This window comes from Litchfieldia alkalitelluris, assembly GCF_002019645.1.
Lineage (GTDB): Bacteria > Bacillota > Bacilli > Bacillales > Bacillaceae_L > Litchfieldia > Litchfieldia alkalitelluris.
This window is the reverse complement of sequence record NZ_KV917374.1, coordinates 5,244,561-5,270,736: the sequence shown is the minus strand read 5'-3', so window position 1 is coordinate 5,270,736 and position 26,176 is coordinate 5,244,561. Positions and strand designations below refer to the sequence as shown.

Here is a 26,176-nt window from a genome sequence, read left to right as displayed (position 1 = left end):
ATTACCAGCGGTATTCTACCAATTATGTGGAAACGCTTACTATGAGTAAGTTTATTAATATAGTAATAGTTTATCCAAAGAAATTTATTGTAAAGGTGAGGAAAATATGGGGAATAGTAAGAAGAATGTGGCAATACTTTTAGCTTTTGTTATGGTGTTTAGTTCATTTTTTATCAACACTCCAAACAGTACTTCAGCCAATACGTCTAAGAATTACATAACAAATGGCGGATTTGAAGCAGACATTTGGGATGGTTCATGGACGATTGAAACAAATTGGGATAACGTTGAAATTAATCCCAAAACAGATGCAGCCACAGATGGTGTGTCTTCATTAAATTATTGGATTAAAGACACAGCAACTAGTGATAGTGAGCTTACAGTAAAACAAACGATCCCGACACTTCCAGCTGGAAGTTATGAGTTATCTATAAAATCAATGGGTGGAACTGATGATGCAGCTGGTCATGTGAGCCTATTTGCTGGGATAGACTCAGTCGAAACAGTTTCAACAACAGGTTGGGGAAATTGGGGTACAGTTACTTTGAGTTTTGATTTAACAGAAGATACGTCTGATCTTCAGGTAGGAGCAACTGTTTCTGGATCACCAAATGCTTGGGGTTATTTAGATAGTTTTCAATTAGTATCACTAAACGGTAATGGCGATTTACCACAACCAGTTGACGCCGATATTTTCGTAGAAAGAGTCGATGGATTAAATGAAGACTTTATCAAAGGTGTCGATAATTCTAGTATTATTGCCTTAGAAAATAGTGGTGTGAAATTTTACAATGAAGAAGGGCAAGAGCAGGATATTTTCACTACACTAGCTGATTCAGGAGTAAACTATATTCGAGTTCGCGTATGGAACGACCCTTATGATACCCAGGGTAATGGGTATGGTGGTGGAAATAACGACTTAGAAACAGCCATTGAAATTGGGAAAAGAGCCACGGAAAATGGAATGAAGCTATTGGTTGACTTCCATTACTCTGACTTTTGGGCAGATCCTGCTAAACAGCAGGCACCAAAAGCTTGGAAGGATTTAAGCTTCGAGGACAAGAAAGAAGCATTATATACTTATACAAAAGAAAGTCTACAAGCCATGATTGATGAAGGAATTGACATCGGAATGGTTCAGGTGGGTAATGAAACAAACGGTGCCGTTGCAGGGGAAAGTGACTGGACGAAGATGAGTGCTCTATTTAATGAGGGTAGTAGAGCAATTAGAGAATTAGATCCTACTATTTTAGTAGCTTTACATTTTACGAACCCAGAGACTTCTGGTAGATATGCATCAATTGCAGAAACTCTTGATAGCAATGGTGTTGATTATGATGTATTTGCAAGTTCTTATTATCCTTTCTGGCATGGTACATTAAGTAACTTAACATCAGTATTGAAAAATGTGGCTAATACGTATGGTAAACAAGTAATGGTGGCTGAAACATCTTATGCATACACTGCTGAAGATGGAGATGGTCATGGAAATACGGCTCCAAAGGATTCTGGCCAAACTTTAAATTACCCAATAACAGTTCAAGGCCAAGCAACTGCAGTTAGAGATGTAATTGAAGCGGTTGTGAATGTTGGAGAAGCGGGTATTGGTGTATTTTATTGGGAACCAGCATGGCTTCCAGTTGGACCGGCAGAAAACCTAGAACAAAACAAGGCTATTTGGGAGCAGTATGGTTCAGGATGGGCAACAAGCTATGCTGCAGAATACGATCCACATGATGCAGGTGCATGGTATGGAGGTACTGCAGTAGATAATCAAGCCTTATTCGATTTTAATGGAAATCCATTACCTTCTTTAAATGTGTTTAAATATGTTGAAACGGGTGCTGTTGCTCCGTTAAAAATTGACGAAATTAAAAATATTACAGTAAATGCTATTTTAGGTGAAGATATCACTTTACCGAGCACTGTGACGGTAACATATAATGATGGAAGTGAAGGAACAACCTCAGTTACTTGGGATCAATCAGCTCTTGAACAGGCAATAAGTAATGGAGTTGGAACTTATGTCATTGACGGTGTTGTGGAAGATGGATCAACTGTAAAGGCCCATCTTAAGATTAACCCGGAAAATTATGTGAGTAACTCAAGCTTCGAAGGTAGCGACCGTAGTATGTGGACGATTACTTATGAGGAAGGCGTCGAAGCACACACTAGCTTCCAACAAAAAGCTTCGGATGCTAGAACAGGAGAATATTCTTTACACTTCTACTCCGGTGAACAAGTTAACTTTAAGGTAGAGCAAACGATTACTGGATTAGAACCAGGATATTACAATCTTTCAATGTTTCTGCAAGGTGGAGATGCGCATAATTCTGAAATGTATCTCTATGCAAACACCACTGAAGAAAATCACACAGCTGAAACAGCAGTAAATGGTTGGGTGAATTGGCAAAATCCAGCGATCAATGATGTTCTTGTTCTAGATGGAACAATCACAATTGGGGCAAGCATCAAAGCTGATGCAGGTGCATGGGGAACATTAGATGATTTCTATTTATACCGTGTAGCTGATTATGATGGTGGACAAGACGATGTAGTGGATCCAGATCCAGTGCAAACTCCGGAAGAAAATGAACCAGCTCCAGAGAAAGAAGGAAACGAAGGGCAAGAACCAGGAGAAACGGATCCAGTTGAATCAGGTAATGATGATAAGGAACAAACACCAAGTGTAGATGTTCCAGATACGACGAATACTGATGATTCCAAGGAGGCTAAAGAAGAAGGCAAAGCATTACCAAACACTGCAACAAGCATGTATAATGCTTTATTAATCGGATTGATGTTAATGGCGTTAGGTTCATTCATTTTATACAAAAGAAGACTAAAGCATAATTAGTGTTAACTAAATAGACCCTATCTCTTATGTTATGTAAGAGATGGGGTTTATTTTTTATTGGGGGTGTTTTTGTTAATATATAGACTGCACTAAATCCACGCGGAATTGGTATCCAGAAACTGACGGGAAGTCAGCTTTCTCTGTAAGGAGGCTGAAGGTGTCCGAAGTTGGCTTGTGTTCGGACAGCTTTCCCTGTCTGGAGCTTGAAGCTGTCCGAAGTTGGCATAGGTTCGGACAGCTTTCCTCGTTTGAGCGCTGAAGCTGTCCAAAGTTGGTTTGTGTTCGGACAGCTTTTTCTGTAAGGAGGCTGAAGGTGTCCGAAGTTGGCTTGTGTTCGGACAGCTTTCTCCGTTTGAGTGCTGAAGCTGTCCGAAGTTAACTTATGTTCGGACAGTTTTCTCTGTCTGAGTCCTAAAGCTGTCCGAAGTTAGCATAGGTTCGGACAGCTTGACTCGTTTGAGCGCTGAAGGTGTCCGAAGTGGCCTTGTGTTCAGACAGCTTTCTCCGTTTGAGCGCAGAAGGTGTCCAAAGTTGGCTTGTGTTCGGACAGTTTTCTCTGTAAGGAGGCTGAAGGTGTCCGAAGTTGGCTTGTGTTCGGACAGCTTTCTCCGTTTGAGTGCTGAAGCTGTCCGAAGTTAGCTTGTGTTCGGACGGTTTTCTCTGTCTGAGTCCTAAAGCTGTCCGAAGTCGGCTTGTGTTCGGACAGCTTTCCCTGTCTGGAGCTTGAAGAATCCGAAGTTAGTTTAAGTTCAGATAGCTCTTTCTGTCTGAGCCCTAAAGCTGTCCGAAGTTTGCTTGGTTCAGTCAACTTTCCGCATCTGACTCTGAAGCTGTCTGAACTTAGGAATGCAACACTCTTATGTAATCCAATTTAACTCATATTTAAAGAAACATATAAACGGTGCAGAGAAGTTCTTACAGGCTCTTTCAACGAGGAGGATTTATGATTTCCAAGGTATCGTGCGCGTGAGTTGCAGTGAGAGTGGAATTCCTATACCAAGCATTTTTTAGAATGAACAAAATAAAAAACGCCGAAGATTTCAGTTCGGCGTTTGGAATAATTATATATATTAGTTATCTCTCAAAAAGTCCCCATCCTCATTACCATTTGCAATGAGGGAGTCTGGCGCAATAGAGAGGTCAAGCAACGTCTGTAGTAGTTCCTCTATTAACTCCAAGTTTTGTTACTTTTCTTAAATATGGAAGTACATAATAATCAGCTCCATATTTTCCTGCATTTGCACCAGCTGCTAAAATAATAACACCGATTAAAATCATAAATGGGTTTGTGCTCACTGTTCCTGCAAACATGAACATAAAGTTCATCATAAGACCAAAGAACATAGCCGCTGTTGTTAAACATCCTAGGATTAACCCTAAACCTACTAAGAACTCTCCCCATGGAATTAAGAAGTTAATCATTCCGACGTTTGGTAAGGCCACCCCTTCAATGAATGCATTATATGTTGGATAAACGGCTGCACCTGTTGCTTTATCAGCGACGGGGTTTGCTAGCGCTCCATTTAAATATCCAGCAGCATCAAAGCCACCACCTGTGATCTTACCCCAACCTGCTGTCATCCAGCTCCAACCTAGGTACACTCTTATTACTGCTAAAATCCCTGCTGCAATAGTGTTTTCTCTTATAAAAGTGTTGATCATCTTGATCCTCTCCTTAGTAACTTTTATTTTTTATTTATCTCTATGTCTGAATTATATAACCATGTGAAAGTATTCACAATATATATGTGAATACTTTCACATATTGTTCAATAAGTTGTGAACTTACCATTACATGTATAGTGTAAATGTTACAATTACTGTTTGAATGTAACAGTGAAATGACTACTAATCCAATTAAGTAACAAATTCCAAGAAACTAACAAAAATAGAGATGAAAATGCGAATCTTATATAGAAGGTTCTAAAAGTGTTGTTAATTTAGGAGGTAATTAAATGTTTGAATTCTATCAAGATATAGATCAGTTAGCTAGGATTAAGGTTGTTGGAGTTGGTGGAGGTGGGAATAATGCCATAAACCGAATGATTGAAGATGGTGTAGAGGGGGTCGAGTTCATTGCGATCAATACAGATGGACAAGCTCTTAATCTATCGAAGGCGGAAAAGACAATTCAAATTGGAGCTTCATTAACTAGGGGGTTAGGTGCAGGGGCCAACCCTGAAATAGGTAAAAAGGCGGTCGAGGAGAGTAAACAAGAAATTGAAGATGTCCTGCAGGGAGCAGATATGGTATTTATCACTGCTGGAATGGGTGGTGGAACAGGAACTGGGGCCGCACCTGAAGTCGCAGATATTGCCCGGCAGATGGGGGCGTTAACCATTGGAGTGGTAACTCGACCTTTTAGGTTTGAGGGTCATCGACGAGCGATAAATGCTGAGCAAGGAATTCAAGCGATGAAGGAAGCTGTAGATACATTAATCATCATTCCGAATGAGAGACTTTTAGAAGTTGTAGATAAAAACACACCCATGCTCCATGCCTTTCGTGAAGCAGATAATGTCCTACGGAGAGGTGTACAAGGGATATCGGATTTAATAGCTGTTCCTGGCTTAATTAATTTGGATTTTGCGGATATTAAGACCGTCATGTCACATAAAGGGACTGCCTTAATGGGGATTGGAATAGCACAAGGAGAAGAGCGCGCAGTAGAAGCAGCACAAAAAGCGATAAACAGTCCTTTGTTAGAAACCTCCATTCATGGTGCAAAGGGTGTAATCATTAATATTACAGGTGGGAAAAACATAAGTCTCTTTGAGGTTCAGGAAGCAGCCGGTATTGTATCATCGACATCACATGAAGATGTGAACATGATTTTCGGTTCAGTTATCAATGAGAATTTAAAGGATGAGATCATTGTTACAGTAATAGCAACTGGATTTGGGGAATAGAAACAATAATTTAATTGAAAGTAATCGATTCTATGGGAAAATGAGTAAGAATGAATAGTTAGTAAACTATAAAAAATAAACGCATTTTTAGGCGAGTAATTAGATTAAGAGGCTAACTATAAATGTAACAATTTAAGTGTGAAAATTACCGGGCAAAGCTAAATTCATTCATTCTTTTATGTTTATTGCTTTAGTGTGCTATATAAACTAGAATACTATAGTATCATGTTTTTTATGTGGGAGTGAGTGGGTTTGCTTGGTTGGATTTAATTTAAAAATAATTACTAATCGATATTTATTTGTCATCATGATTTTAGGCATCGTAACCTTTCTGTTTCAAATTCAGTTCCCAATTACTAATATAGAAATTTCTCTATTTTTGGTTATTGCTTTAGGGATTATTCTTTCTGACTATTTTTATATACCTAAACCACCAAAAGGGAACTTATTATTTCTCTCGATGGATACAGCATTGTATATAGCTACATTATTTATTTTTGGGCTAGAAACTACTCTTTTGACCCTATTGGTCTGTACCATTATATTTAGTGCAATTCGGAGAAAAGTACAATGGTGGAAACATATCTTTAATTTTTCCATTTATACCATGATGATCACTTGTACATATAATATATATGTGAAACTTGGTGGAGCAATTAATGGAGTAATTCTAGACCATAGTTTCCCTTTTCTGGTTTCCCTTTTATCGTACTTTATCGTTAATATGGTTTTATTAATTCCTTATTTTTATTTAGCTTCGAAGAAACAGTTTATCACCGTAATTAAGAGCTTCTTAAATGATACGCTATTAATCTATTTTATTACACTAGCTGGTTCATATATTTTGATTACGTTATTGCAGCATGAACACCCTATATTTGGTGTATTCATTTTTACTTTTATCATCATCCTGCTATCAATTACTTTTCGTAATAATTTCCGTTTATACGAAAAGATATCAAAGGATAAAATACACCGAGAACAGATTCTGGATTCACTTCCTGTAGGAGTAATCACGATTGATCATCAAACTTCATCAATCGATTTGAATACATCCGCCGCTAAATTGTTGAATTTGAATAGTAATCAAGTCATGGAATTTCTTATCAGTAATCCTGAGCTAAATCATGAGTTCTGGAAGAATGTAGGGACAAGGGAAACTTACCAGAATAACAAAGTGTATTATACTGTTGGGGAAGTGAAACATCTTCTCTTAATGTCACAAACAAAGCTGATTGATCAATATGAGCAATTAATAGGTCGTATCATTTATTTTATCGATATTACTGACACGGATGAGCTTGAAAAGCGGATTTACCAATCTGAAAAACTAGCATTGCTAGGGCAATTAGCTGCGGGTGCTGCACATGAAATCAGAAATCCATTAACTGTAATCCAGGGCTTTGTATCACTGATGAATGTCTCCTTAAAGGATCATGAAAGAGATAAATTCCAACTTCCGTTACTGTTAAAAGAGTTTAAGCGTATTGATACAATTATTGATGATATGCTTCTAATTGCTAAACCAGGTGCTCCTATAATAAAAGAAGTCTGTCTTGAATCATTGGTTAAAGAGATTCTTCCTCTATTTGATTCAAGTGTCACGAATCAAGATATTCGTTTTTCGGTGAATATGACAAAGGCAAAACTAATGGTCGACCCAAAGCAAATGACACAGGTATTTTATAACCTCTTTAGAAATAGTAGTGAAGCCATCGGTGAAAAAGGCTGGATAAAGATATATTCAGATGTAATTGATGGAATGTATCAATTATTTATCAAAGATAATGGGCCAGGTATTCCGAAAGAGTTACAGAAAACCATCTTTGACCCATTTCAAACAACAAAGGACAATGGTACAGGCTTAGGATTAACGATCGTTCAACGAATAATTGAGAATCATGGTGGGAAAATAGAACTTCAATCTAATGAAATGGGTACTACATTCATGATATCTTTGCCTATAAAAGAGTAAAAATGATTATTAAAAAACAGTGTATTAATTACTATATTACACTGTTTTTTGCGTACTGTTCCCTTATGTAATAAGAATACATGAAAAATTTTAAGAAAATCTGCATAAATCAAGATAAAAAGTGATAAGTATATTCTAAAGGGAACCGCTTGCACTTAATTAATTTGCTATGATACTATAAGTTTATTAATTTCATATAAAAATTAATAGTAACTCTTTAATTTTAAGTTGGAATTGGTAAAAAAATCATTTGAGTAACCGCTTGCACTTTGTTTTAATTCTGTGTTATTATCTAAACTAGTAAAAACAATCATTTGCAACCAGTAACAATCAATTACAACTTGGGATTATATGTTGTTATGGTAATTTTGCACTTTAAGTGAGAGATTAGTAGAACTTCATTTGTCTTTTGAGAAAACGATTGCACTGAATAAACAAAGTGTGGTAAAGTTTTGCTTAGGGATAACCTATAAATGATTGAACTATACTTAACACTGAATAAATTTGGTGTAGTTAGATGAGTAGAATCGTTATGTAATCTTTGAAACGTTTGAGCAAACGGTTGCGTAAATTAACGATGACTGTTTTATGTGTTAAATCAAAGAATAGTGTTTAAATATTTTTGAGTGTTTTGTAAAACGCTTACTTATTTTAAGGGGGTGAAATAAAAGAAAAAGTTGTTCGTATATAAAATACTTAACTTAACTTAAATTATAAATTAAAAACTAGAGGTGGAAAGCAATGATGAAAAAATTATTATCTATTTTCCTAGTGCTTGGAATCGTGTTTACATTAGTAGCTTGTGGATCACAAGATGAAACAGAAGGAAATACTGACACAGGTAACAACGATGCAGAAGACACAGCGACAGACTTTGAAGTAGTTCCTGAAGAAGGAGCAGAGTTAACTTTATGGAGTGATGGTGATCAACAACTTGAGTGGGCTACAGAGGTTGCAGCAAAGTTCACTGAAGAGTATGGCATACCTGTTACAGTTGAGGAAGTAACTCAAGAAGAAGCTCCAGAACGTTTAGCAACAGATGGTCCATCAGGACTTGCAGCAGATGTATTTGGTTCAACACATGACCGTATTGGTAGAGCAATCTCAGCTGGTCTAGTTCTTGAAAACTTCTGGCCAGAAGAGTATCAAGAAGAATTCATGGAGGGTGCTATTCAAGCGACTTCATTTGAGGATGTATTATATGGTTACCCAGCTGGAATTGAAACATATGCATTATATTACAACGCTGATTTAGTAAAAGAAGCTCCACAAACTTGGGATGAGTTAATTAACGTGGCTTCTGAATTAACTGGTGATGATACTTATGGTTTCATGATGGAGCCTGCTAACTTCTACTTCCAATATGGATTAGTTGGAGCTAACGGTGGGTATGTATTTGGTGACAATAACACAGATGTAACAGATATTGGTTTAAATAATGAAGGTTCTGTAAAAGCACTTGAACAATTTTTACGTATTCGTGACGAAATTATCCCTGGTATGAAGACAGAAGATATCACTTATGATGTACGTACAGCTTTATTTAATGAAGGTAAACTTGCATTTGACATTAATGGACCATGGGCAGCACCTGGATATACTAGTGCTGGTGTGAATTACAAAGTAGCTCCACTACCAACAGTTGATGGAACGCCACAATCAAGTTTCTCAGGAACACGTGGATTCTATGTTAATGCTTATACTGAATACCCTGACGCTGCTTCATTATTAGCACAATTCATTACAAATGAAGAAAACCTTTTAAGAAGCTATGAAGTAACTGGTGCACTACCACCAAGAACTGAATTACTTGAAAATGAAACAATTAAGGAAAACCCTGTTTCAGTTGCTTTCTTAGAGCAAGCAACAAATGCAGTACCAATGCCAAACGTTCCTGAAATGCCACTAATTTGGGATCCAATTCATGCTGCTGTAACAGATATGTGGAATAACAAGGCTGATGTTCAAAAATCGTTAGATAACGCAGTTGAAACAATTAAAACAGCTATTTCTGAACAACAACAATAATTTTAGATACTAATATTGACGTAAAACTTTAATTGGTCAGTAAGATTGATTTGAGGATTTTCCACAAACTCGTCTTACTGACCTTGTTTTTAAACATAATTCTTGCAGACGCTTTTAGGGGGGTCTTTTTAATGTCAGAAAAGAAACATAGTAAAATTGCAGCGGTGTTATCTGTCATCTTTATGGGGCTTGGGCAAATTTATAACAAGCAGTATATTAAGGGTGGATTATGGGCTGCATTTGAGCTAATTGTATTAGTCTTTTTCACAAAAACAGTTATTCATGGTTTATGGGGCATTATCACATTAGGTGATACTCCACAGGTAAGACAAAGAGGTCGAGTTGTAGATCCGGGTGATCATTCCATCTTACTGATGGCAGAAGGTCTATTGGTAATTATCGCTCTTGTATTTATTTTTACCATTTATTATTTAAGTGTTCGTGATGCATTCCTAGTTGGTAAGCTTCGTGAGCAAGGAGCAAAAATCAATAATATTAAACAAAGTATGAAAAGTATTTGGGATAATGGATTCCCATATATTTTAATCACACCAACTGCTATTTGTATGATACTTTTGACTGTTTTCCCACTTGTATATACCGCTTTAATAGCTTTTACAAATTACTCTTCTCCAAATTATTTACCTCCAAAAGCATTGGTTGATTGGGTAGGTCTAGATCAATTTGTAAGACTATTTTCAATGGATTCATGGCGAGGAACGTTCGTAGGTGTATTTTCTTGGACAGTTGTTTGGGCAGTACTATCGACAGTGTTAGTCGTTTTTGCAGGATTATTTGTAGCCGTTGTTTTATCGCAAAAAGTAGTGAAGTTCACTAAGTTTTGGAGAAATATATATATTATTCCTTGGGCTGTACCAGGTTTCGTTAGTATTTTGATTTTCAGAAATATGTATAACGGAGAATTTGGTGTTATTAATAAAATGCTTAATAGCGTAGGAATTCCATCGGTTGGATGGTTATCAGATCCGATGTGGGCTAAAGCGGCGATATTATTAACGAACCTATGGTTAGGATTCCCATTCTGGATGGCGTTATTTACTGCTGTATTAACAACTATTAGTAAAGAGTTGTATGAAGCAGCAGAAGTTGATGGCGCAACAATCATTCAACAGTTCAAACATATCACTTTCCCGATCGTTATGGTTGCAGCTGTTCCGTTAATGGTCTTTACATTTGCGTTTAACTTTAATCAATTAACATTTATTTATTTAATGACAGAAGGTAATCCTGTAAATGCAGATTATACCTATGCAGGTCATACAGATATCTTATTATCATGGATCTTCAAAATGACATTGAATAATGGTCAATATGCGATATCATCCGCTGTTGCTGTTGTTGTCTTCTTAATCATTGCACTGTTTGCGTATTTCAATTTAAGAAATACAAAAGCGTTGAAAGGGGATGCACATTAATATGTTTAATCCTAAAGTAAAAAAGGCTATTAATATGGTTATCGTTTACGGTATTTTAGTAGCTTTAGTAATAATTTGTTTATTCCCTGTGTATTTCATATTTATTGGGTCTGTTAATCCTGGTGAATCATTACACTCTTCAAAGATTTTTCCTAGTCCTGCAGAATGGACTTGGAGCCATTATAGTGACTTATTTGATAAATATCAATATGTTACATGGTATAAAAATACAATTTTAGTGGCAACAGCTAATATGTTGATCTCAACTGTCTTTGGGGTATTATCTGGCTACGCATTCTCGAAATTTAGATTTAAGGGTAAAAGACAAGGTCTTATGGCTATTATTATTCTTCAAATGTTCCCAACAATCATGGGTATGATTGCAATTTATACTCTATTAGGTGCATTTGGATTATTAGATACTCATCTTGGTTATGTTTTAGTTTTAGCAGCAGGAAGTGTTGCGTTTAATACATGGATTGTTAAAGGGTTCTTTGATGGGATTCCTAACAGTTTAATGGAAGCAGCAAGAATTGATGGTGCTTCAAATATGGAGGTTTTTGCAAAGGTAATGTTACCACTTGCTTTGCCAATCATCTCGTTTATTGCATTTAATAGTTTCATTGGAGCAAGTATGGATTTTATCATGGCAGAAGTTATTCTACGTTCAAGTAGTAACTGGACACTAGCGCAAGGATTGTTCACGTTAGTATCTGGTCAAGAAAATAATAACTTTACTGTTTTCGCAGCAGGGGCAGTTCTGATATCGATTCCACTTATGGTGCTGTTCTTTGTTTTCCAACGATATATTGTTGAAGGTATGACTGCAGGAGCTGAAAAAGGATAATTAAGTAAGAAGGTGATTTGAAATGTTGAAGCATTTTAAAATAATAACTGTTATATTATGGATAATGGGAGTTGCGCTCTTTTTATACTCAACTCTATTACTCTTGATGGTTACAACCGGATAGTTGATATAATTTACCGACTTACAATTAAAACAATTTAAATGATGGGAGTAAGGATAAATTTATAAATTGATACCTGCTCCCTATGTGGCAACCTCTAGTTGGAGAGGGACTTCTAAAGATCATTACTTACATTACATGAACGGACTTTATCCAAAAAAGGTGTGTCAACAAGGAGTGTGAACCAATGAAAAAAGTATGGTGGAAGGAAACAGTTGCATATCAGGTATATCCTCGTAGTTTTAAGGATAGCAATGGTGATGGAATTGGTGACTTACAAGGTGTAATTGAAAAATTAGATTATATTAAAGACTTAGGAATTGATGTGATTTGGATCTGTCCTATGTATAAATCTCCAAATGATGATAATGGGTATGATATCTCCGATTATCAGGATATTATGGATGAGTTTGGTACGATGGAGGACTTTGATCGTCTGTTGAATGAGGTTCATGCACGAGGTATGAAGCTAATCTTAGACTTAGTAATTAATCATACATCTGATGAACATCCGTGGTTTATTGAGTCTAGATCATCAAAGGACAATCCTAAAAGAGACTGGTATATTTGGAGAGATCCTAAAGATGGAAAAGAACCGAACAACTGGGAAAGTATTTTCTCCGGTCCAGCTTGGGAATATGATGAGAAAACAGAACAATACTATATGCACATCTTCTCTACAAAGCAGCCTGATTTAAACTGGGAAGTACCAGAGGTTCGTCATGCCCTTTATGATATGGTTAATTGGTGGCTAGATAAGGGGATCGATGGATTCCGTGTTGATGCAATTAGTCATATTAAAAAAAATGCAGGATTACCTGATCTACCGAATCCAAGAAAGTTAGATTATGTTTCATCAATGGAAGGTCATATGAATCGTGAAGGCATTCATGAGTATTTAAATGAATTAAAAGAAGAAACCTTTGCTAAATATGATATTATGACAGTTGGTGAAGCAAATGGTGTGGCTCTTCATCAAGCAGATGATTGGGTTGGGGAAGAGAACGGTAAGTTTAATATGATTTTCCAATTTGAGCATCTTGGTCTTTGGAAGAAGAAAAATAACAGTGGATTTGATTTGAATTCACTTCGTCGAACATTGACGAAATGGCAAAAGGGACTTGAAAATTGTGGTTGGAACGCATTATTCCTTGAAAATCATGACCAACCAAGAAGTGTATCGACTTGGGGGAATGATAAGGAATTTCATAATGAGAGTGCAAAAAGCTTTGCAACTATGTATTTCTTAATGCAGGGGACTCCTTTTATTTATCAAGGTCAAGAAATTGGAATGACTAATGTTAAATTCAATTCAATTGAAGAATATAACGATGTTGGAATGGTGAATTACTATCGAATTGAAACGGCCAAGGGCACTCCTCATGAAGATGTAATGAAAATCATTTGGGAAAATGGCCGTGATAATAGCCGAACTCCTATGCAGTGGGACGATAGTAATCAGGCAGGTTTCTCAACAGGAACTCCTTGGCTTGGCGTGAACCCAAATTATACTGAAATTAATGTCGAGAAGCAGCTAAATGATCCACAGTCCATCTTAAACTATTATAAGAGCCTTATTCGGATTCGAAAAGAAAACGAAGCTCTTGTATATGGTAATTACGATGTAGTTAATGAAAAGCATAAAAAAGTGTATGCATATACAAGAACTAGTGAAGCAGGCCAAGTGTTAGTCATTTGTAATTTATTTAACGAGCATGTGAAATGGACTCTTCCAAAGAAGATAAAATTTGCATCTAGTGAGCTATTATTATCAAATTACACAACTGAACAAACTGATTTAGACGCATCAATAAACTTAAAGCCTTTTGAAGCAAGAGTATATCGTCTTGAGAAGTAAATAGGTATAACTTAGAAGAACTAAGACTTTCAATGGTCTTAGTTTTTTTATATAGTAACAAGCCTCTTTGCTGACGGTTGCCAGAGTTCGACAAACTTAGGGTGGTGCCACTGTCACCGCTAAGTATTCGACAAATTCCGGGTGGTGACAGGCACCATTCAAACAGTATATAATAATGTTAATAGTTTCGACTATCGAAATATTCGGATTAAATTAGTGATTGATTTTAAGGGAGGAGAAGTTAAATGCCAGAACTTATGAAGAAAACGTTAACTCGTGCTGAGATTCCAGTTTCACAAACGTGGAATTTGACGGATTTATTTGAAACAGATGAGGATTGGGAAAACGAATTAGTTGCCGTACAGAATGATCTGCAAACAGTAACACAATATAAAGGTCGATTAAACGAAGGTGCAAAAACGTTATTATCTTGTTTAATTGCTAGGGATGAATTAAGTGAAAGAGTTACACGAGTGATGACATATGCACATCTACGCCAAGCAGCAGATGGGACGGACCCAATAAACCAAGCCAATTCGGCTCGTGTTGCTTCAATGTTATCAAATGTGAGTGCAAGCACATCTTTTATTGATTCTGAAATTCTGGAGCTATCCGATGAAACACTCAACTCATATATACAAGATGAACAAGATCTAAAAGAATTCTCTAAAACATTAACAGACCTTATTGAAACAAAACCACATAAGCTTTCTCCTGAAACTGAAGAGGTGTTAGCTGCCTTTGGTGAAGTGCTTGATGCTCCTTATATGATTTATCAGAGAAGTAAAACATCTGATATGGAGTTTTCTTCTTTTACGACAGAAGATGGAGAAGAGCACCCATTAACTTTTAACTCGTTTCCAAAATATGAGGATTCAGCTGATACGGATCTTCGACGAAAAGCATATGCAGCCTTTATCAATGGGTTAAAAAAATATAAAAATACATATGCTGCGACATATGCAACAGAAGTAAATAAACAGGTTACAGAGGCGAGACTACGTAAATTTGATTCGGTAACAGATATGCTTCTTGCAGATCAACAAGTGACGAAGGAAATGTATCACAATCAATTAGATACGATTCAAACAGAATTAGCTCCACATATGCGTCGCTTAGCTAAGCTAAAGCAACGAGTGTTAGGATTAGAAAAGATGCATTATAGTGATTTGAAGGCTCCACTTGATCCTGAATTTAATCCACAAGTTACTTATGAGGAAGCCTCAAAGCTCATTCTTGATTCATTACAAGTCATGGGCCCGGAATATATGAAAATCATGGAGGAAGGCTTGAGTAACCGTTGGGTGGATTTAGCTGACAATGTGGGTAAATCATCTGGTGCATTCTGTTCAAGTCCTTACGGAGTACATCCATACATACTAATGACGTGGAATGACTCAATGAGAAATGCTTTCACACTTGCACATGAATTAGGCCATGCTGGGCACTTTGCGTTGGCTGGTCGTTATCAGCGTATTTCTAATACACGTCCATCTCGATACTTTGTTGAAGCACCTTCAACCATGAATGAGATGTTGCTAAGTCAACATATCTTGGCACAATCAAATGATGACCGGATGCGTCGATGGGTCATTCTTCAATCACTAGGTACGTATTACCATAATTTTGTTACACATGTACTTGAAGGTGAGCTTCAACGTCGAGTATATGAATTAGCAGACCAAGGTAAACCGATTACAGCTAAAATCCTTTGTGAACAAAAAATCGAGTTGCTTTCAAATTTCTGGGGAGATGAAGTGGAAATGGATGAAGGTGCTGGATTAACGTGGATGCGTCAGCCGCACTATTATATGGGGTTATATCCATATACTTATTCTGCTGGATTAACAGCTTCAACAGCTGCAGCTCAAATGATTAATGAAGAGGGACAGCCTGCAGTTGATCGCTGGCTATCTGTATTAAAAGCAGGTGGAACACTAAAACCACTTGAATTGATGAAGGTTGCAAATGTGGATATGTCAACTCCAGAGCCAATTAAGAAGGCTGTTGCCTATGTTGGATCATTAGTGGATGAGTTGGAAAAAAGCTTCTAATTAACCACCACCATCAAAGAGAATATGATAGTAAAAAAGGCAGGGCTCTTATTGATAAGTAGTTCCGTTACTGTGGCGAATATCCAAAATAACAGATGAAATTACATACGAAAACACATATGTTTAACATCAAAAATAATATTATATACAGCATAAACAACGCTTGGATAATTAATTCTAAGCGTTGTTTTTTTATCGTCATGTTCAACTAAATGAAGTTCTAACAAAATAAGTACCCCGCCTTCATTAGACTTCCTTTAAATAAAAAGGCATGTCCTTAATTGGGTATCTAGCAATAAAAAATAAGCGGAGATTTTTCCGTTAATTGCAGATTAGAGCTAGTTTTGAGGTAAAATAGGGGGAGTTTTTCCACTTATATAAAGCAAAATGATCTATTTTTAAGTATTTTAGTCAGATAAGAGAAATTTCTCCCTCTATATAAGCTGTTTTCTATGTTATATATGAATTAAGGGTAATTTTTCCCTCTATTATAATTTACTGCGATTGTTGATTTACAGGGAAAAACAACAGACATGGTCTGTTAAATAGTATCTATTTCGTAAGCCTCCACCGGAACGGAACTACTTATCTTATAAAAGCCCTGCTTCTTTATATCTAGACGTTTAAGAAGTTCTCCATCTTTTTCAGGGCTATAAAAGCGTACCCTGCGCTTTTCTGATAAATAGTGACGAAAAGTAGGTGGATGCATAAGGTATATTGTGTGAATACCTACCTAAGGAGATGGTTAATACATGTTACCTATGAATTATTTTGATAATCGCTTTCTTTTAAATTATGCGCAACCACCCCAATTTCAATATCCTCCTGTAATGAGAGGGGGCTATCCATCATACCCACCGAATTTCGAAGGTCCACTACCAGGTCCAAATGGTGGAGAGTGGAACCAACCATACCCACCGAATTTCGAAGGTCCACTACCAGGTCCAAACGGTGGAGAGTGGAACCAACCATACCCGCCGAATTTCGAAGGTCCACTACCAGGTCCAAACGGAGGAGAGTGGAACCAACCATACCCACCGAATTTTGAAGGTCCACTACCAGGTCCAAACGGAGGAGAGTGGAACCAATCATACCCACCGAATTTCGAAGGTCCACTACCAGGTCCAAATGGTGGAGAGTGGAACCAACCATACCCACCGAATTTCGAAGGTCCACTACCAGGTCCAAACGGAGGAGAGTGGAACCAACCATACCCACCGAATTTTGAAGGTCCACTACCAGGACCAAATGGTGGAGAATGGAATCAACCATATCCTCCGAATTTTGAAGGACCACTACCAGGTCCAAACGGTAGAAGGTGGAACCAACCATTCCGACCGAATTTCCAAGGGCAGTTTCAAGGCCTACATGGAAGAGGATGGAAAACATTTTAAATTTAGAAATACTTCGAAATCTTTATCAATCTAATGATTGAAAACCAAAACAAAAATCCTGCATGTTAATATGCAGGATTTTACTCATTTTAATTAATTTAATGGAATAGCAACTTGAGAACCAATAATTAATGCTTGAGGATCTAGAGTTGGATTTGCTTCAGCAATATCGTCTACTGAAACCCCATCATAGACACTAGCAATCTCATAAAATGTATTTCCAGGTTGAACGGTATGATAAATTACATCAGAATTGTTAGTGGAATTATCATAATCAACAACTGTAAGTTCAGAGCCAATTGTTAAGGTATACGGATCGACTCCCTCATTTAAATCATATAAATGATCAACAGATACCCCATCATATACTTGAGCAATTCCCCATAACGTGTTTCCTGGCTGAACTACATGTGTGACCGTATCTTCACCTGGAAGCTCAACTTCCGTCCCGACTGGTATGGCTCTTGGATCTAGATTACTATTAAGATCAACTAACTCATTTACATTAAGGATATGTTCCTGAGCAATGTCCCAAAGTGTTTCACCTGATTCTACCGTATCAGTGGCGGCATTAGCTGAAAAACCAGTTGCCCCAAACAACATTCCAGCTGCTACAGCGGGTGCCAAAAATTTCGAAGCTTTTCTTTTTTTCATGTCTAACTCCTCCTTTAGTAGTATCGTACAGTATATACATACCTTCCTAAGTGGAGGGTTAAACATAAAAAGATAAATTTCGACAGATTCATAGTAATTAAATTAAAAGAATTACGCGGTAACACTAAGTGCTTTCGGTAAACTAGCTAGCATAAATGCCATATGAACAACACCTTGCTCAAAATCCTTTAACCTTATCGACTCATTAGGGGCATGGGCTTTGGAACCAACCCAACCTACACCTGTGCTAACAATTGGAAGCCCAAGGTATTCACCAAAGATGAACATAGGGCCTGTGCCAGCTGAGTTAGGTGCTAGTACAACCTCTGATTGATAGACTTCTCTCGCTGTCTCCTGAACGAGATGAACGAAGGGATGGCTATAATCGGAACGATAAGCCTTCTGCCCATTAATCATCGAAACCTCCACATCGCTAAACCCTTGCGTTAGTAAATGCTTTTGCACACATGCTAAAATATGGTCTGGATCTTGACCTGGAACAAGTCGGCAATCTACCTTAGCTGTTGCTTTTTTTGGTAAAACCGTTTTTGCGCCTGGTCCTGTATATCCACTCTCAATCCCACAAATCGTCATTGTTGGTTCAAAAACCATTGCCTCTCTTGGGTCCCTCCCCCTTGATGCGGTTATTAATGGACGCTTTAAACCATATAGTTCCGCTACAGCATCTTCATTAAATGGAAGATTCTTTACGGCCTCGATTTCTTCCTCAGTTGGTGGGATAATCCCATCAAAAAATCCTTCTACTAAAATTTCATTTTCTTTATTTTTCATGGATGCAAGGGCTTGAACAAGTCTCCATGCTGCATTATCGACATAAGCCCCGACTGAAGAATGCATATCAATATCTGCGCCAACACAGCTTAGCTCAAGGTAAGCCATTCCCTTGATCCCTGCCACCATACTGATTCTCTCTTTTTCATCCTTGCCACCAAATTCCCAGATACAAGCATCGGCATTAAAAAGATCTTTATATTTTTCGAGATATGGAGGAAGATTTGGACTTCCAATCTCCTCTTCACCTTCGATCATGAATTTTATATTACAAGGTAGACCACCTTCAGTTTCTTGTAAAACTTTAATCGCAGTAAGTCGAGCCACTAAGTCACCTTTATTATCAGAAGCGCCTCTTGCATATAAAGTTCCATCAATAACGGTAGGATTAAAAGGTTCTGTATGCCACTCATCTAGTGGTTCAGGAGGCTGTACATCATAATGATTATAGAAAAGTAATGTCTTTGAGGAATCACCCTTATCTCCAGCCGCAAAGTGTCCATAAATAACAGGATTTCCTCCTAAGTCATCTAATACTTGAGTTGTCCCACCCAACTCATCAATCATACTTACAACAAATTCGACTGTTTCTAAAATGGCGGTATTTTGGGCAGAAATCGTAGGGAAGCTTAAATATGTCTTTAGTTTTTCAATCGATTCTTCCAAAATGCTACTAGTGAAGCCGCGATATTGATCCAATTGGTGAGTCATGTATAAAACCTCCTAATTATGTTTTATAACTATTTCGATAGGCGAAGAAAATACCCTTTATTTTTTCTGACTTTTCAAATAAAAAATTTCGTACAAATAAATATTTGTACGCAACGTCCTATATTAGAGGTACCTTAAGAGGTCTTTCATGTAGTTTAAAGTGAAATTAGCTACTTTTTGTAGAATACTGATCTTATTTTAGGAAGAAAAGAACCCACTTTACTTAATTCACAGTGAAATTGATGGGTACTCAAAAACAACAAAGTTTACAAAAACAGTCATTTTAAAAGTTAATCACATAATTCTGTCACCGGCCAACCTAATCTAAACATAAGGTATAAAGTCATTTTCCAAAGACAGGAGAGAAGCTAATGTATCAAAACTATTATTCTCAAGGTAACCCAAATTACAATGGTTATTATCCGTATTATCAGTATTCATATGATAGCTATTACAGGGGATATCCTTACTATGAAACTCGACAACAACCCGTAAGAGGACAGGCGACATGGACAGAAGGGGGGCAGGTAACACAATGTGGAATCCCTTGGTCTCATAATGAATTTATGACTGCTGCGGTGGGGGCTGAAACACCATATCAATGCGGTCAAACTCTTAGAGTAAGGAATCTATCATCGCCTGTTCCAAAGGACATTCTTGTAGAAGTTGTTGACAAGGTGCCGGACTTTCCTGCGAATAAAATAAATCTGCACCGAAAAGCTTTTTTAGCTTTAGGGGCAAATCCTAGTGTCGGTGTTATAAATGTGGAAATTACTCCATCACCGGAAGTGAAGCAGGAGGAGTGGGGCCGATATTTATTAGCTGTTGCTCAATCTGCCTACCCAGGATACAATGTGACGAATTACACATATGTGGGAAGAAAAGAACTTGCACCAACACAAATACAACAAACATATAATTTTGTCTTAAAATCTCCACAAGAAGAAATAAGAGTGCAAGGAAATGTGATTTATAATCCAAACACAAACCGTGTGATTTCTTTTGATTTGAAAGAGGTTTAAAGAGTATCTCTATTGATGTAGGCTTATTTTTGTACGAGGTGCCTTTTGAAAGTTTATTAAAAGCTGTTCGATTGGCTCCACCTGCAGACAGTATTAGCGGGAAAAAAAGAAGAGCTGTCCGAACAAAGCCCGCCTTCGGACAGCTTTTAGCTAGAAAAAGAGAGAAGCTGTCTGAACAGAGCGCAACTTCGGACAGCTTTAGCTAGAAAAAGAGAGAAGCTGTCTGAACAGAACGCAACTTCGGACAGATTTAGCTAGAAAAAGAGAGAAGCTGTCTGAACAGAACGCAACTTCGGACAGATTTAGCTAGAAAAAGAGAGAAGCTGTCTGAACAGAGCCTATCTTCGGACAGCTTTAGCTAGAAAAAGAGGAAAGCTGTCTGAACAGGGCCGATCTTCAGACAGCTTTAGTTAGAAAAAGAGGAAAGCTGTCTGAACAGAGCCTATCTTCGGACAGCCTTAGCTAGAAAAGAGGAAAGCTGTCTGAACAGAGCGCAACTTCGGACAACTTCAGTCGGAAAAAGAGGCAAGATGTCTGAACAGAGCGCAACTTCGGACAGATTTAGCTAGAAAAAGAGAGAAGCTGTCTGAACAGAGCGCAACTTCGGACAACTTCAGTCGGAAAAAGAGGCAAGATGTCTGAACAGAGCCCATCTTCAGTTAGCTTTAAAGCAAAAGCAAAAAGCTAGCTGAAATAAATTAACCTTCGGGGTAACCTCATTCAAATAAGATTAGGGTTAATGCTTCACAGAAATCCATTCTGAATTAAATGTAAATTTTTAGAAACTTAACCAAAAATCAAACGTCTAATATGATGGTTATTAAAAATAAAAGCGTGGTGATTAGATTTGAAGAATTATTATGTATTTGTAGTATTAGTCTTATTGTTAACAGGCTGTGGTTCACAAAATCAAAAAGTAGACATTGTCGATCAAGTTGACATATCTAACGGAGGTATTGTAGCTGGAGAAGTCGAGTCAAGTATTATTGAGAAAACACCACACATCTATGAATACCGTTTGAAAAACCAAACTGAACAAATGGTAGAATTCAAATTTAATACCTCACAGCGATTTGATTATACTGTTCAGACGAAGGATGCTAAGGGAATTTTTAGGTTATCTGATTCGAATTCATATAAATCAGAAATAACCACTGAAACGATCAAACAGGGAGAAGAGCTTATCTATGAAATTAATCTTACTGAGCTCGATCTGAAAAGTGGAGAATATCTACTATCTGTATGGATGACAACAGACGTTGGTGAAGAATATAAGATAGTGATAGATATTATTATCTAAGGAAAGCGGGGAAGCTTATTTGAATTCAGCGTTAATTCTTGGAGGAACACAGTTTGTTGGGAAGCGGTTAGTTCAGATCCTTATCGAAAACGGTGTTAAAGTGTCCATTGCAACACGGGGAATGACATCTGATTCATTTGGAGTTTCGGTTGATCGGATAATTATTGATCGTGAGAATATATTTTCAATGGAGCGGGGATTTGATAATCGAAGCTGGGACGTTGTATTTGACCAAACTTGCTATTCTTCTGAGGAAGCATTTAATAGTATAAGAGTTCTTGAAGGGAAGATTTCGAAATATATTTTTACTTCTAGCCAAGCTGTTTATGAGTTTGGCACGAATCATGTGGAGGAAGATTTTAATCCCTTTACCTTTCGACCCGATCTGAAGAATAGACAAGAGTATAGTGGTTACATAGGTTATCAGGAAGCTAAAAGGTCAGCCGAAGAAGTTTTGTTTCAACAAGCATCCATTCCAGTAGTGGCTGTGCGATTCCCAATTATTGTCGGAAGAGATGACTTCACAAAACGATTAAAAATGCATGTAGATTGGGTGAAGGAAAATAACCCGATAATGATTGAACACCCAGATTTAAGATATGGTTTTATCGATTCACATGAAGCTGCAACATTTTTATATCAGATAGCTGAATCAGATTACCAAGGCCCAATAAACCCCGGATCAGAGGGGGATATTAGTTTAAGAGAGTTAATTTAAACCATAGAAAATATAACAGGGAAGAAAGCATTGTTAAGCGATAATGGATCACCTTCACCATTTAATCTCCCTGGGGCATGGTCTATAAATACTGATAAAGCAAGCGCAATGGGGTATGTATTTACACCATTAGAAACATTATTAACTGAACTAATCTCTTCATATTGCTAAATAAAAAATCCAACTCACCAGTTCAAGGTTAACCAGTTCACTTGAGAGGGAGAAAATACGAAATAACACGCCTTTTAGAGATGGAATTAGCATGCTAATTCGCATCTCTTTGTTCATTTATATAACCATGTTTTATGGAGATATTTAAGGTATAACAAAGGAATTATCACCATAATTAGCATAGCAAATAGCTAGTGTACAAAAATTTTTGAACACTAGCTAAAAGGGTTGTTAATTGGATTGCTAGAATAATCCTATATATGTTTGTTGTGATAGGATTATTCAAGAATATGAAGTCGGAGATGTGTGGTAAACATATACTGTATAGTAAATAGAATAGAGGGAAAAATTTCCCTTAATTCATAAATAGCATTAAGATTAGCTTAAATAGAGGGAGAAATTACTCTTATTTGACCAGAAATACATGTAAATAGGCAATTTTGATTTAATAAGGGAAAAAATCCCCTCTATTTCACCTAAAACCAGCTCTAATCTGCAATTAAAGGAAAAATTTCCACTTATTTATTCCCTAGGTAAGGACTTGACTTTTTATTTAAGGCTCTTTTCTGAACGCTTGTTGCTTATTGGCCTAGTTTAGAGTGAAATTCACCATATTTTCAAGGTGCTGCATTTAGCTAAGGAAGAAAAGATGCCACTTACATAGTTCATAGTGGATATAAATAGATAGTAGGGTGAAGGCTGTGTACTTTTTGTTAGATACTCATTTAGAATACTTCTGGTGAACCATATCACAAGTAAGAAAAAAAGAGTTCAATTCTAAGCAGTCGGTATTGTAGTTTGCTACACCGTATAAATATAATATTCAGCAAAAACCATATCTAACTTTGTGAAATAACCACTTAAAGTAACGGTGAGTTAGTTTAAGAAGACTGCGATTTCAGAGCAAAAGGATCAGATTGTAATTGTCTGATCCTTTTTTGAAGTTGTTATTTGTGTTGCTAAGTTCGCCTGCGAAACCAGTGCTAATTTAACCTGCGAATTAAAGTTTTTCCCTCTTAACCGAACGGGTTAGTTCAAGGTGGGTTGGATTTTATCCTTAATTATGATGTGCTAGGCTCGGACTTTTTGGCCTGAGTGTGATACATGCGATAAAGAACAAATGCGAATAATGATAAAATTATACCTGAAATATATGGCAAACCGACTGCCATGGAGAATAATAGACCACCTAGTGGAGGTCCAATAATTCTTCCTAGAGAATCAAAGGATGATAGAAGTCCTGTTGTGCTGCCATGTCCAGAGGTAGACTTTTTTGTTAAAAGTGAAGAAACACTTGGACGAATTAAACCATTACCTATCCCGAAGACAGTTAGGTATATTGCAGCTGTTGTGAAGCTGTCAATAAATAGGATTAAAGTAAAGCCGATTAAGGATATAATAATCCCAAGTTGTATAACGGCTCCTTCTCCATATTTTTTTGTCAGTCTACCAACGACTCCTCCTTGAACTAATGCTCCAGCAAACCCCATAATCATAAAAATATATCCGAGCTCAACAGATTCTAGCTGTGCTTTTTCATAGGCAAAATAAGCAAAGGTAGCCTCAAGACCTGATAATGACAAAGAAACAAATAATTGCAAAATAAAAAGGATTGATAGATGACCTTTGAATGCAACTAATAAAGGTACTTTCTTCTTTGATTGTCGATTTCGTTGTTCCGTTGATAAAGATTCCTTGAGAACAAGTGCAACAAGAATAAAGGTAATTAATGATGAAGCCCCAGCAAGATAGAAGGGAGTACTCAAGCTTCCTTGCGAGAAGACGCCACCTATTGCTGGTCCAAAAATAAACCCTAACCCAACAGATGCACCAATAATGCCCATTCCTTTCCCGCGGTCCTCGTCAGTCGTAATATCTGCTACATATGCCATAACAGTTGGCATATTAGCAGAGGAGAAAAAGCCCCCAATAATTCTCGCAGCAAACAGCATCCAGAGCTGAGTAGAAATGGCCATCAAGAAAAAGGAAAGGGCTAGTCCAAAAATTCCAACCATAATAATTGGTTTTCGACCGACTTTATCAGATATTCTCCCCCACATTGGTGCAAATAGAAGCTGCATTAATGAATAAACAGCCATTAAAAGCCCTAATTGTGTTGGAGTGGCCCCGATTTCCTCGGCATAAAAAGGCATGACCGGAATAATAATTCCGAATCCAACCATTACAAGAAACATAACAGCAAATAAAATAAATAAAGAATTCTTTGATTTCAAAATGAAGTTCACTCCAGTTTAATAGCTAAGAGGTTAGGTGCAATCTACCTTAATTATACTATTCTAATTATAAAAAGCGTTATAATAGTTAAAACCTTTTATACATAATTTATGATAATAATTTTAAAAGATCAGCTTCGATTTTTTGTGGCTCAGTTGTTGGGGCATAGCGTTCGACCACCTGCCCATTTCGGTCGATAAGGAACTTTGTGAAATTCCATTTGATATTTTTACCCAGTATCCCCGTTTTTTGATCTTTTAAGTATGTAAATAAAGGATCTTCATTAGGACCGTTCACATCAACCTTTGCAAAGATTGGAAAGGTCACACCGTAATTTACCTGGCAAAATTCAACGGTCTCTTCAATATGATTAAATTCCTGCTTTTTAAATTGGTCACAAGGAAGGCCTAACACCTCAAAACCTTGATTGTTATATTTTGCATAAAGTTCCTGCAACCCTGAAAATTGGGGAGTAAAGCCACATTTACTAGCTGTATTAACAATTAGTAAAGGCCTGCCTTCATATTCTTTTAATGATTGTTTAGCGCCGTTTGGTAGGGTTATGTCAAAATCATATACAGTTTTCAATCGTTTCCCTCCTTATAAAATAAAATATTTTACTAAGTAGTGTTATGCTTATCATAACACGAAATTATGGTCATAGAAATTTGTAGGTTAACATTTATACTAATTAAAAATTTCACCATCGAGGATGAACATTTCTTACACTAAGTATGGAATGAACGGAGCCACTCGACTCCTGTGGGATATAGCGGTTTCGTGGGACCCCACAGGAGCTAAAAGTGACGAGGAGGCTCACGGACCGCCCCACGGAAAGCGAGTGGGGCGAAGCGAATGGAACTCTCCAACCGTAGTTTTTTTAGGGTGGAACAAATATAAGAAAGAGTAGTGAAAAATGACTACTAGATTCCGTTTCGTATGGTAGAATAGAACTAGGAATAAAAGTGAAATAATTCATTGAAACGGCAAACTCACTGAAAAGTGAGGACGCAAAGCTACAGACCTAAGGGAAAACTATGGTGGCTGAGTTACCAAGGGATAACTAGTATAAAGTTATTTCCGGCGGAGATAGC

Annotated in this window: 17 protein-coding genes, 1 pseudogene and 1 riboswitch; of the genes and pseudogenes, 13 read left to right on the top strand and 5 right to left on the bottom strand. The window is 37.1% G+C overall.

All coding sequences use genetic code 11. The features are described 5' to 3' along the window. The first annotated feature begins 106 nt into the window (after positions 1–106). Positions 107–2,857 (top strand): glycosyl hydrolase 53 family protein, encoded by a 2,751-nt coding sequence (locus BK579_RS24540; RefSeq protein ID WP_078550068.1) that lies wholly within the window; start codon positions 107–109, stop codon positions 2,855–2,857. A 1,140-nt stretch (positions 2,858–3,997) separates the two neighbouring features. On the opposite strand, the gene BK579_RS24535 is transcribed toward BK579_RS24540, so the two are convergent. Then, positions 3,998–4,519 carry a DoxX family membrane protein gene (locus BK579_RS24535; protein ID WP_078550066.1) on the bottom strand — a complete coding sequence of 174 codons (522 nt, stop codon included), beginning with the start codon at positions 4,517–4,519 and terminating at the stop codon, positions 3,998–4,000. A 293-nt stretch (positions 4,520–4,812) separates the two neighbouring features. Between BK579_RS24535 and ftsZ the strand changes: the two are divergent. The 8 genes and pseudogenes from ftsZ to BK579_RS25945 all read left to right on the top strand — a co-directional run. Continuing rightward, positions 4,813–5,763: pseudogene (gene ftsZ, locus BK579_RS24530) on the top strand (cell division protein FtsZ); the annotation flags it as partial. Positions 5,764–6,022: 259 nt separating this feature from the next. Beyond that, the gene (locus BK579_RS24525; protein WP_078550062.1) at positions 6,023–7,741 is read left to right on the top strand and encodes a two-component system sensor histidine kinase NtrB; all 1,719 of its coding nucleotides are present in this window, start codon (positions 6,023–6,025) and stop codon (positions 7,739–7,741) included. Positions 7,742–8,485: 744 nt separating this feature from the next. Then, on the top strand, positions 8,486–9,769 hold the full coding sequence (locus BK579_RS24520) for a sugar ABC transporter substrate-binding protein (RefSeq protein ID WP_078550818.1): 1,284 nt from the start codon (positions 8,486–8,488) through the stop codon (positions 9,767–9,769). Positions 9,770–9,900: 131 nt separating this feature from the next. Next, positions 9,901–11,205 carry a sugar ABC transporter permease gene (locus BK579_RS24515; RefSeq protein WP_078550060.1) on the top strand — a complete coding sequence of 435 codons (1,305 nt, stop codon included), beginning with the start codon at positions 9,901–9,903 and terminating at the stop codon, positions 11,203–11,205. A gap of 1 nt (position 11,206) precedes the next feature. Next, positions 11,207–12,052 (top strand): sugar ABC transporter permease, encoded by an 846-nt coding sequence (locus BK579_RS24510; RefSeq protein WP_078550058.1) that lies wholly within the window; start codon positions 11,207–11,209, stop codon positions 12,050–12,052. A gap of 308 nt (positions 12,053–12,360) precedes the next feature. Beyond that, positions 12,361–14,031, top strand: coding sequence for a glycoside hydrolase family 13 protein (locus BK579_RS24505; RefSeq protein ID WP_078550056.1), 1,671 nt, complete (start codon positions 12,361–12,363; stop codon positions 14,029–14,031). A gap of 245 nt (positions 14,032–14,276) precedes the next feature. Continuing rightward, entirely contained in the window at positions 14,277–16,085 is a 1,809-nt protein-coding gene (gene pepF, locus BK579_RS24500) for an oligoendopeptidase F (protein WP_078550054.1), read from the top strand. Between the two features lie 761 nt (positions 16,086–16,846). Further along, complete coding sequence (locus BK579_RS25945; RefSeq protein WP_204524758.1) at positions 16,847–17,479, top strand: hypothetical protein; 633 nt, start codon at positions 16,847–16,849, stop codon at positions 17,477–17,479. A gap of 93 nt (positions 17,480–17,572) precedes the next feature. Here the strand turns inward: BK579_RS25945 and BK579_RS24490 are convergent, their stop codons facing one another. Beyond that, positions 17,573–18,133 carry a LysM peptidoglycan-binding domain-containing protein gene (locus BK579_RS24490; protein WP_169891249.1) on the bottom strand — a complete coding sequence of 187 codons (561 nt, stop codon included), beginning with the start codon at positions 18,131–18,133 and terminating at the stop codon, positions 17,573–17,575. A gap of 111 nt (positions 18,134–18,244) precedes the next feature. Beyond that, a complete protein-coding gene (locus BK579_RS24485; protein WP_078550051.1) occupies positions 18,245–19,636 on the bottom strand; it encodes a M20/M25/M40 family metallo-hydrolase in 1,392 nt (463 codons plus the stop codon). 371 nt (positions 19,637–20,007) lie between these two features. On the opposite strand from BK579_RS24485, the gene BK579_RS24480 reads away from it, so the two are divergent. The 4 genes from BK579_RS24480 to BK579_RS25940 all read left to right on the top strand — a co-directional run bounded on the left by BK579_RS24480 (position 20,008) and on the right by BK579_RS25940 (position 22,847). Next, entirely contained in the window at positions 20,008–20,658 is a 651-nt protein-coding gene (locus tag BK579_RS24480) for a DUF3889 domain-containing protein (protein WP_078550049.1), read from the top strand. An 847-nt stretch (positions 20,659–21,505) separates the two neighbouring features. Further along, the gene (locus BK579_RS24475) at positions 21,506–21,958 is read left to right on the top strand and encodes a BsuPI-related putative proteinase inhibitor (protein ID WP_078550048.1); all 453 of its coding nucleotides are present in this window, start codon (positions 21,506–21,508) and stop codon (positions 21,956–21,958) included. 19 nt (positions 21,959–21,977) lie between these two features. Continuing rightward, complete coding sequence (locus tag BK579_RS24470; RefSeq protein WP_078550046.1) at positions 21,978–22,676, top strand: Rossmann-fold NAD(P)-binding domain-containing protein; 699 nt, start codon at positions 21,978–21,980, stop codon at positions 22,674–22,676. 30 nt (positions 22,677–22,706) lie between these two features. Beyond that, positions 22,707–22,847, top strand: a complete 141-nt coding sequence (locus tag BK579_RS25940; protein WP_169891248.1) for a hypothetical protein — start codon at positions 22,707–22,709, stop codon at positions 22,845–22,847. 1,061 nt (positions 22,848–23,908) lie between these two features. Here BK579_RS25940 and BK579_RS24465 read toward each other — a convergent pair. Beyond that, positions 23,909–25,081: an MFS transporter gene (locus tag BK579_RS24465; RefSeq protein WP_078550045.1), complete on the bottom strand. Its 1,173-nt coding sequence runs from the start codon at positions 25,079–25,081 to the stop codon at positions 23,909–23,911. A 109-nt stretch (positions 25,082–25,190) separates the two neighbouring features. Further along, positions 25,191–25,670 (bottom strand): glutathione peroxidase, encoded by a 480-nt coding sequence (locus tag BK579_RS24460; RefSeq protein WP_078550043.1) that lies wholly within the window; start codon positions 25,668–25,670, stop codon positions 25,191–25,193. 387 nt (positions 25,671–26,057) lie between these two features. Beyond that, positions 26,058–26,139, top strand: a riboswitch (cyclic di-GMP riboswitch). Positions 26,140–26,176: the final 37 nt, after the last annotated feature.

What these genes read in the sequence shown, in the direction of transcription:
- BK579_RS24480 (WP_078550049.1), top strand. Translation starts at nt 20,008, where the DNA reads ATGTATCAAAACTATTATTCTCAAGGTAACCCAAATTACAATGGTTAT.
- pepF (WP_078550054.1), top strand. Translation starts at nt 14,277, where the DNA reads ATGCCAGAACTTATGAAGAAAACGTTAACTCGTGCTGAGATTCCAGTT.
- BK579_RS24520 (WP_078550818.1), top strand. Translation starts at nt 8,486, where the DNA reads ATGAAAAAATTATTATCTATTTTCCTAGTGCTTGGAATCGTGTTTACA.
- BK579_RS25945 (WP_204524758.1), top strand. Translation starts at nt 16,847, where the DNA reads ATGAATTATTTTGATAATCGCTTTCTTTTAAATTATGCGCAACCACCC.
- BK579_RS24490 (WP_169891249.1), bottom strand. Translation starts at nt 18,133, where the DNA reads ATGAAAAAAAGAAAAGCTTCGAAATTTTTGGCACCCGCTGTAGCAGCT.
- BK579_RS24540 (WP_078550068.1), top strand. Translation starts at nt 107, where the DNA reads ATGGGGAATAGTAAGAAGAATGTGGCAATACTTTTAGCTTTTGTTATG.
- BK579_RS24485 (WP_078550051.1), bottom strand. Translation starts at nt 19,636, where the DNA reads ATGACTCACCAATTGGATCAATATCGCGGCTTCACTAGTAGCATTTTG.
- BK579_RS24510 (WP_078550058.1), top strand. Translation starts at nt 11,207, where the DNA reads ATGTTTAATCCTAAAGTAAAAAAGGCTATTAATATGGTTATCGTTTAC.
- BK579_RS24505 (WP_078550056.1), top strand. Translation starts at nt 12,361, where the DNA reads ATGAAAAAAGTATGGTGGAAGGAAACAGTTGCATATCAGGTATATCCT.
- BK579_RS24515 (WP_078550060.1), top strand. Translation starts at nt 9,901, where the DNA reads ATGTCAGAAAAGAAACATAGTAAAATTGCAGCGGTGTTATCTGTCATC.
- BK579_RS24535 (WP_078550066.1), bottom strand. Translation starts at nt 4,519, where the DNA reads ATGATCAACACTTTTATAAGAGAAAACACTATTGCAGCAGGGATTTTA.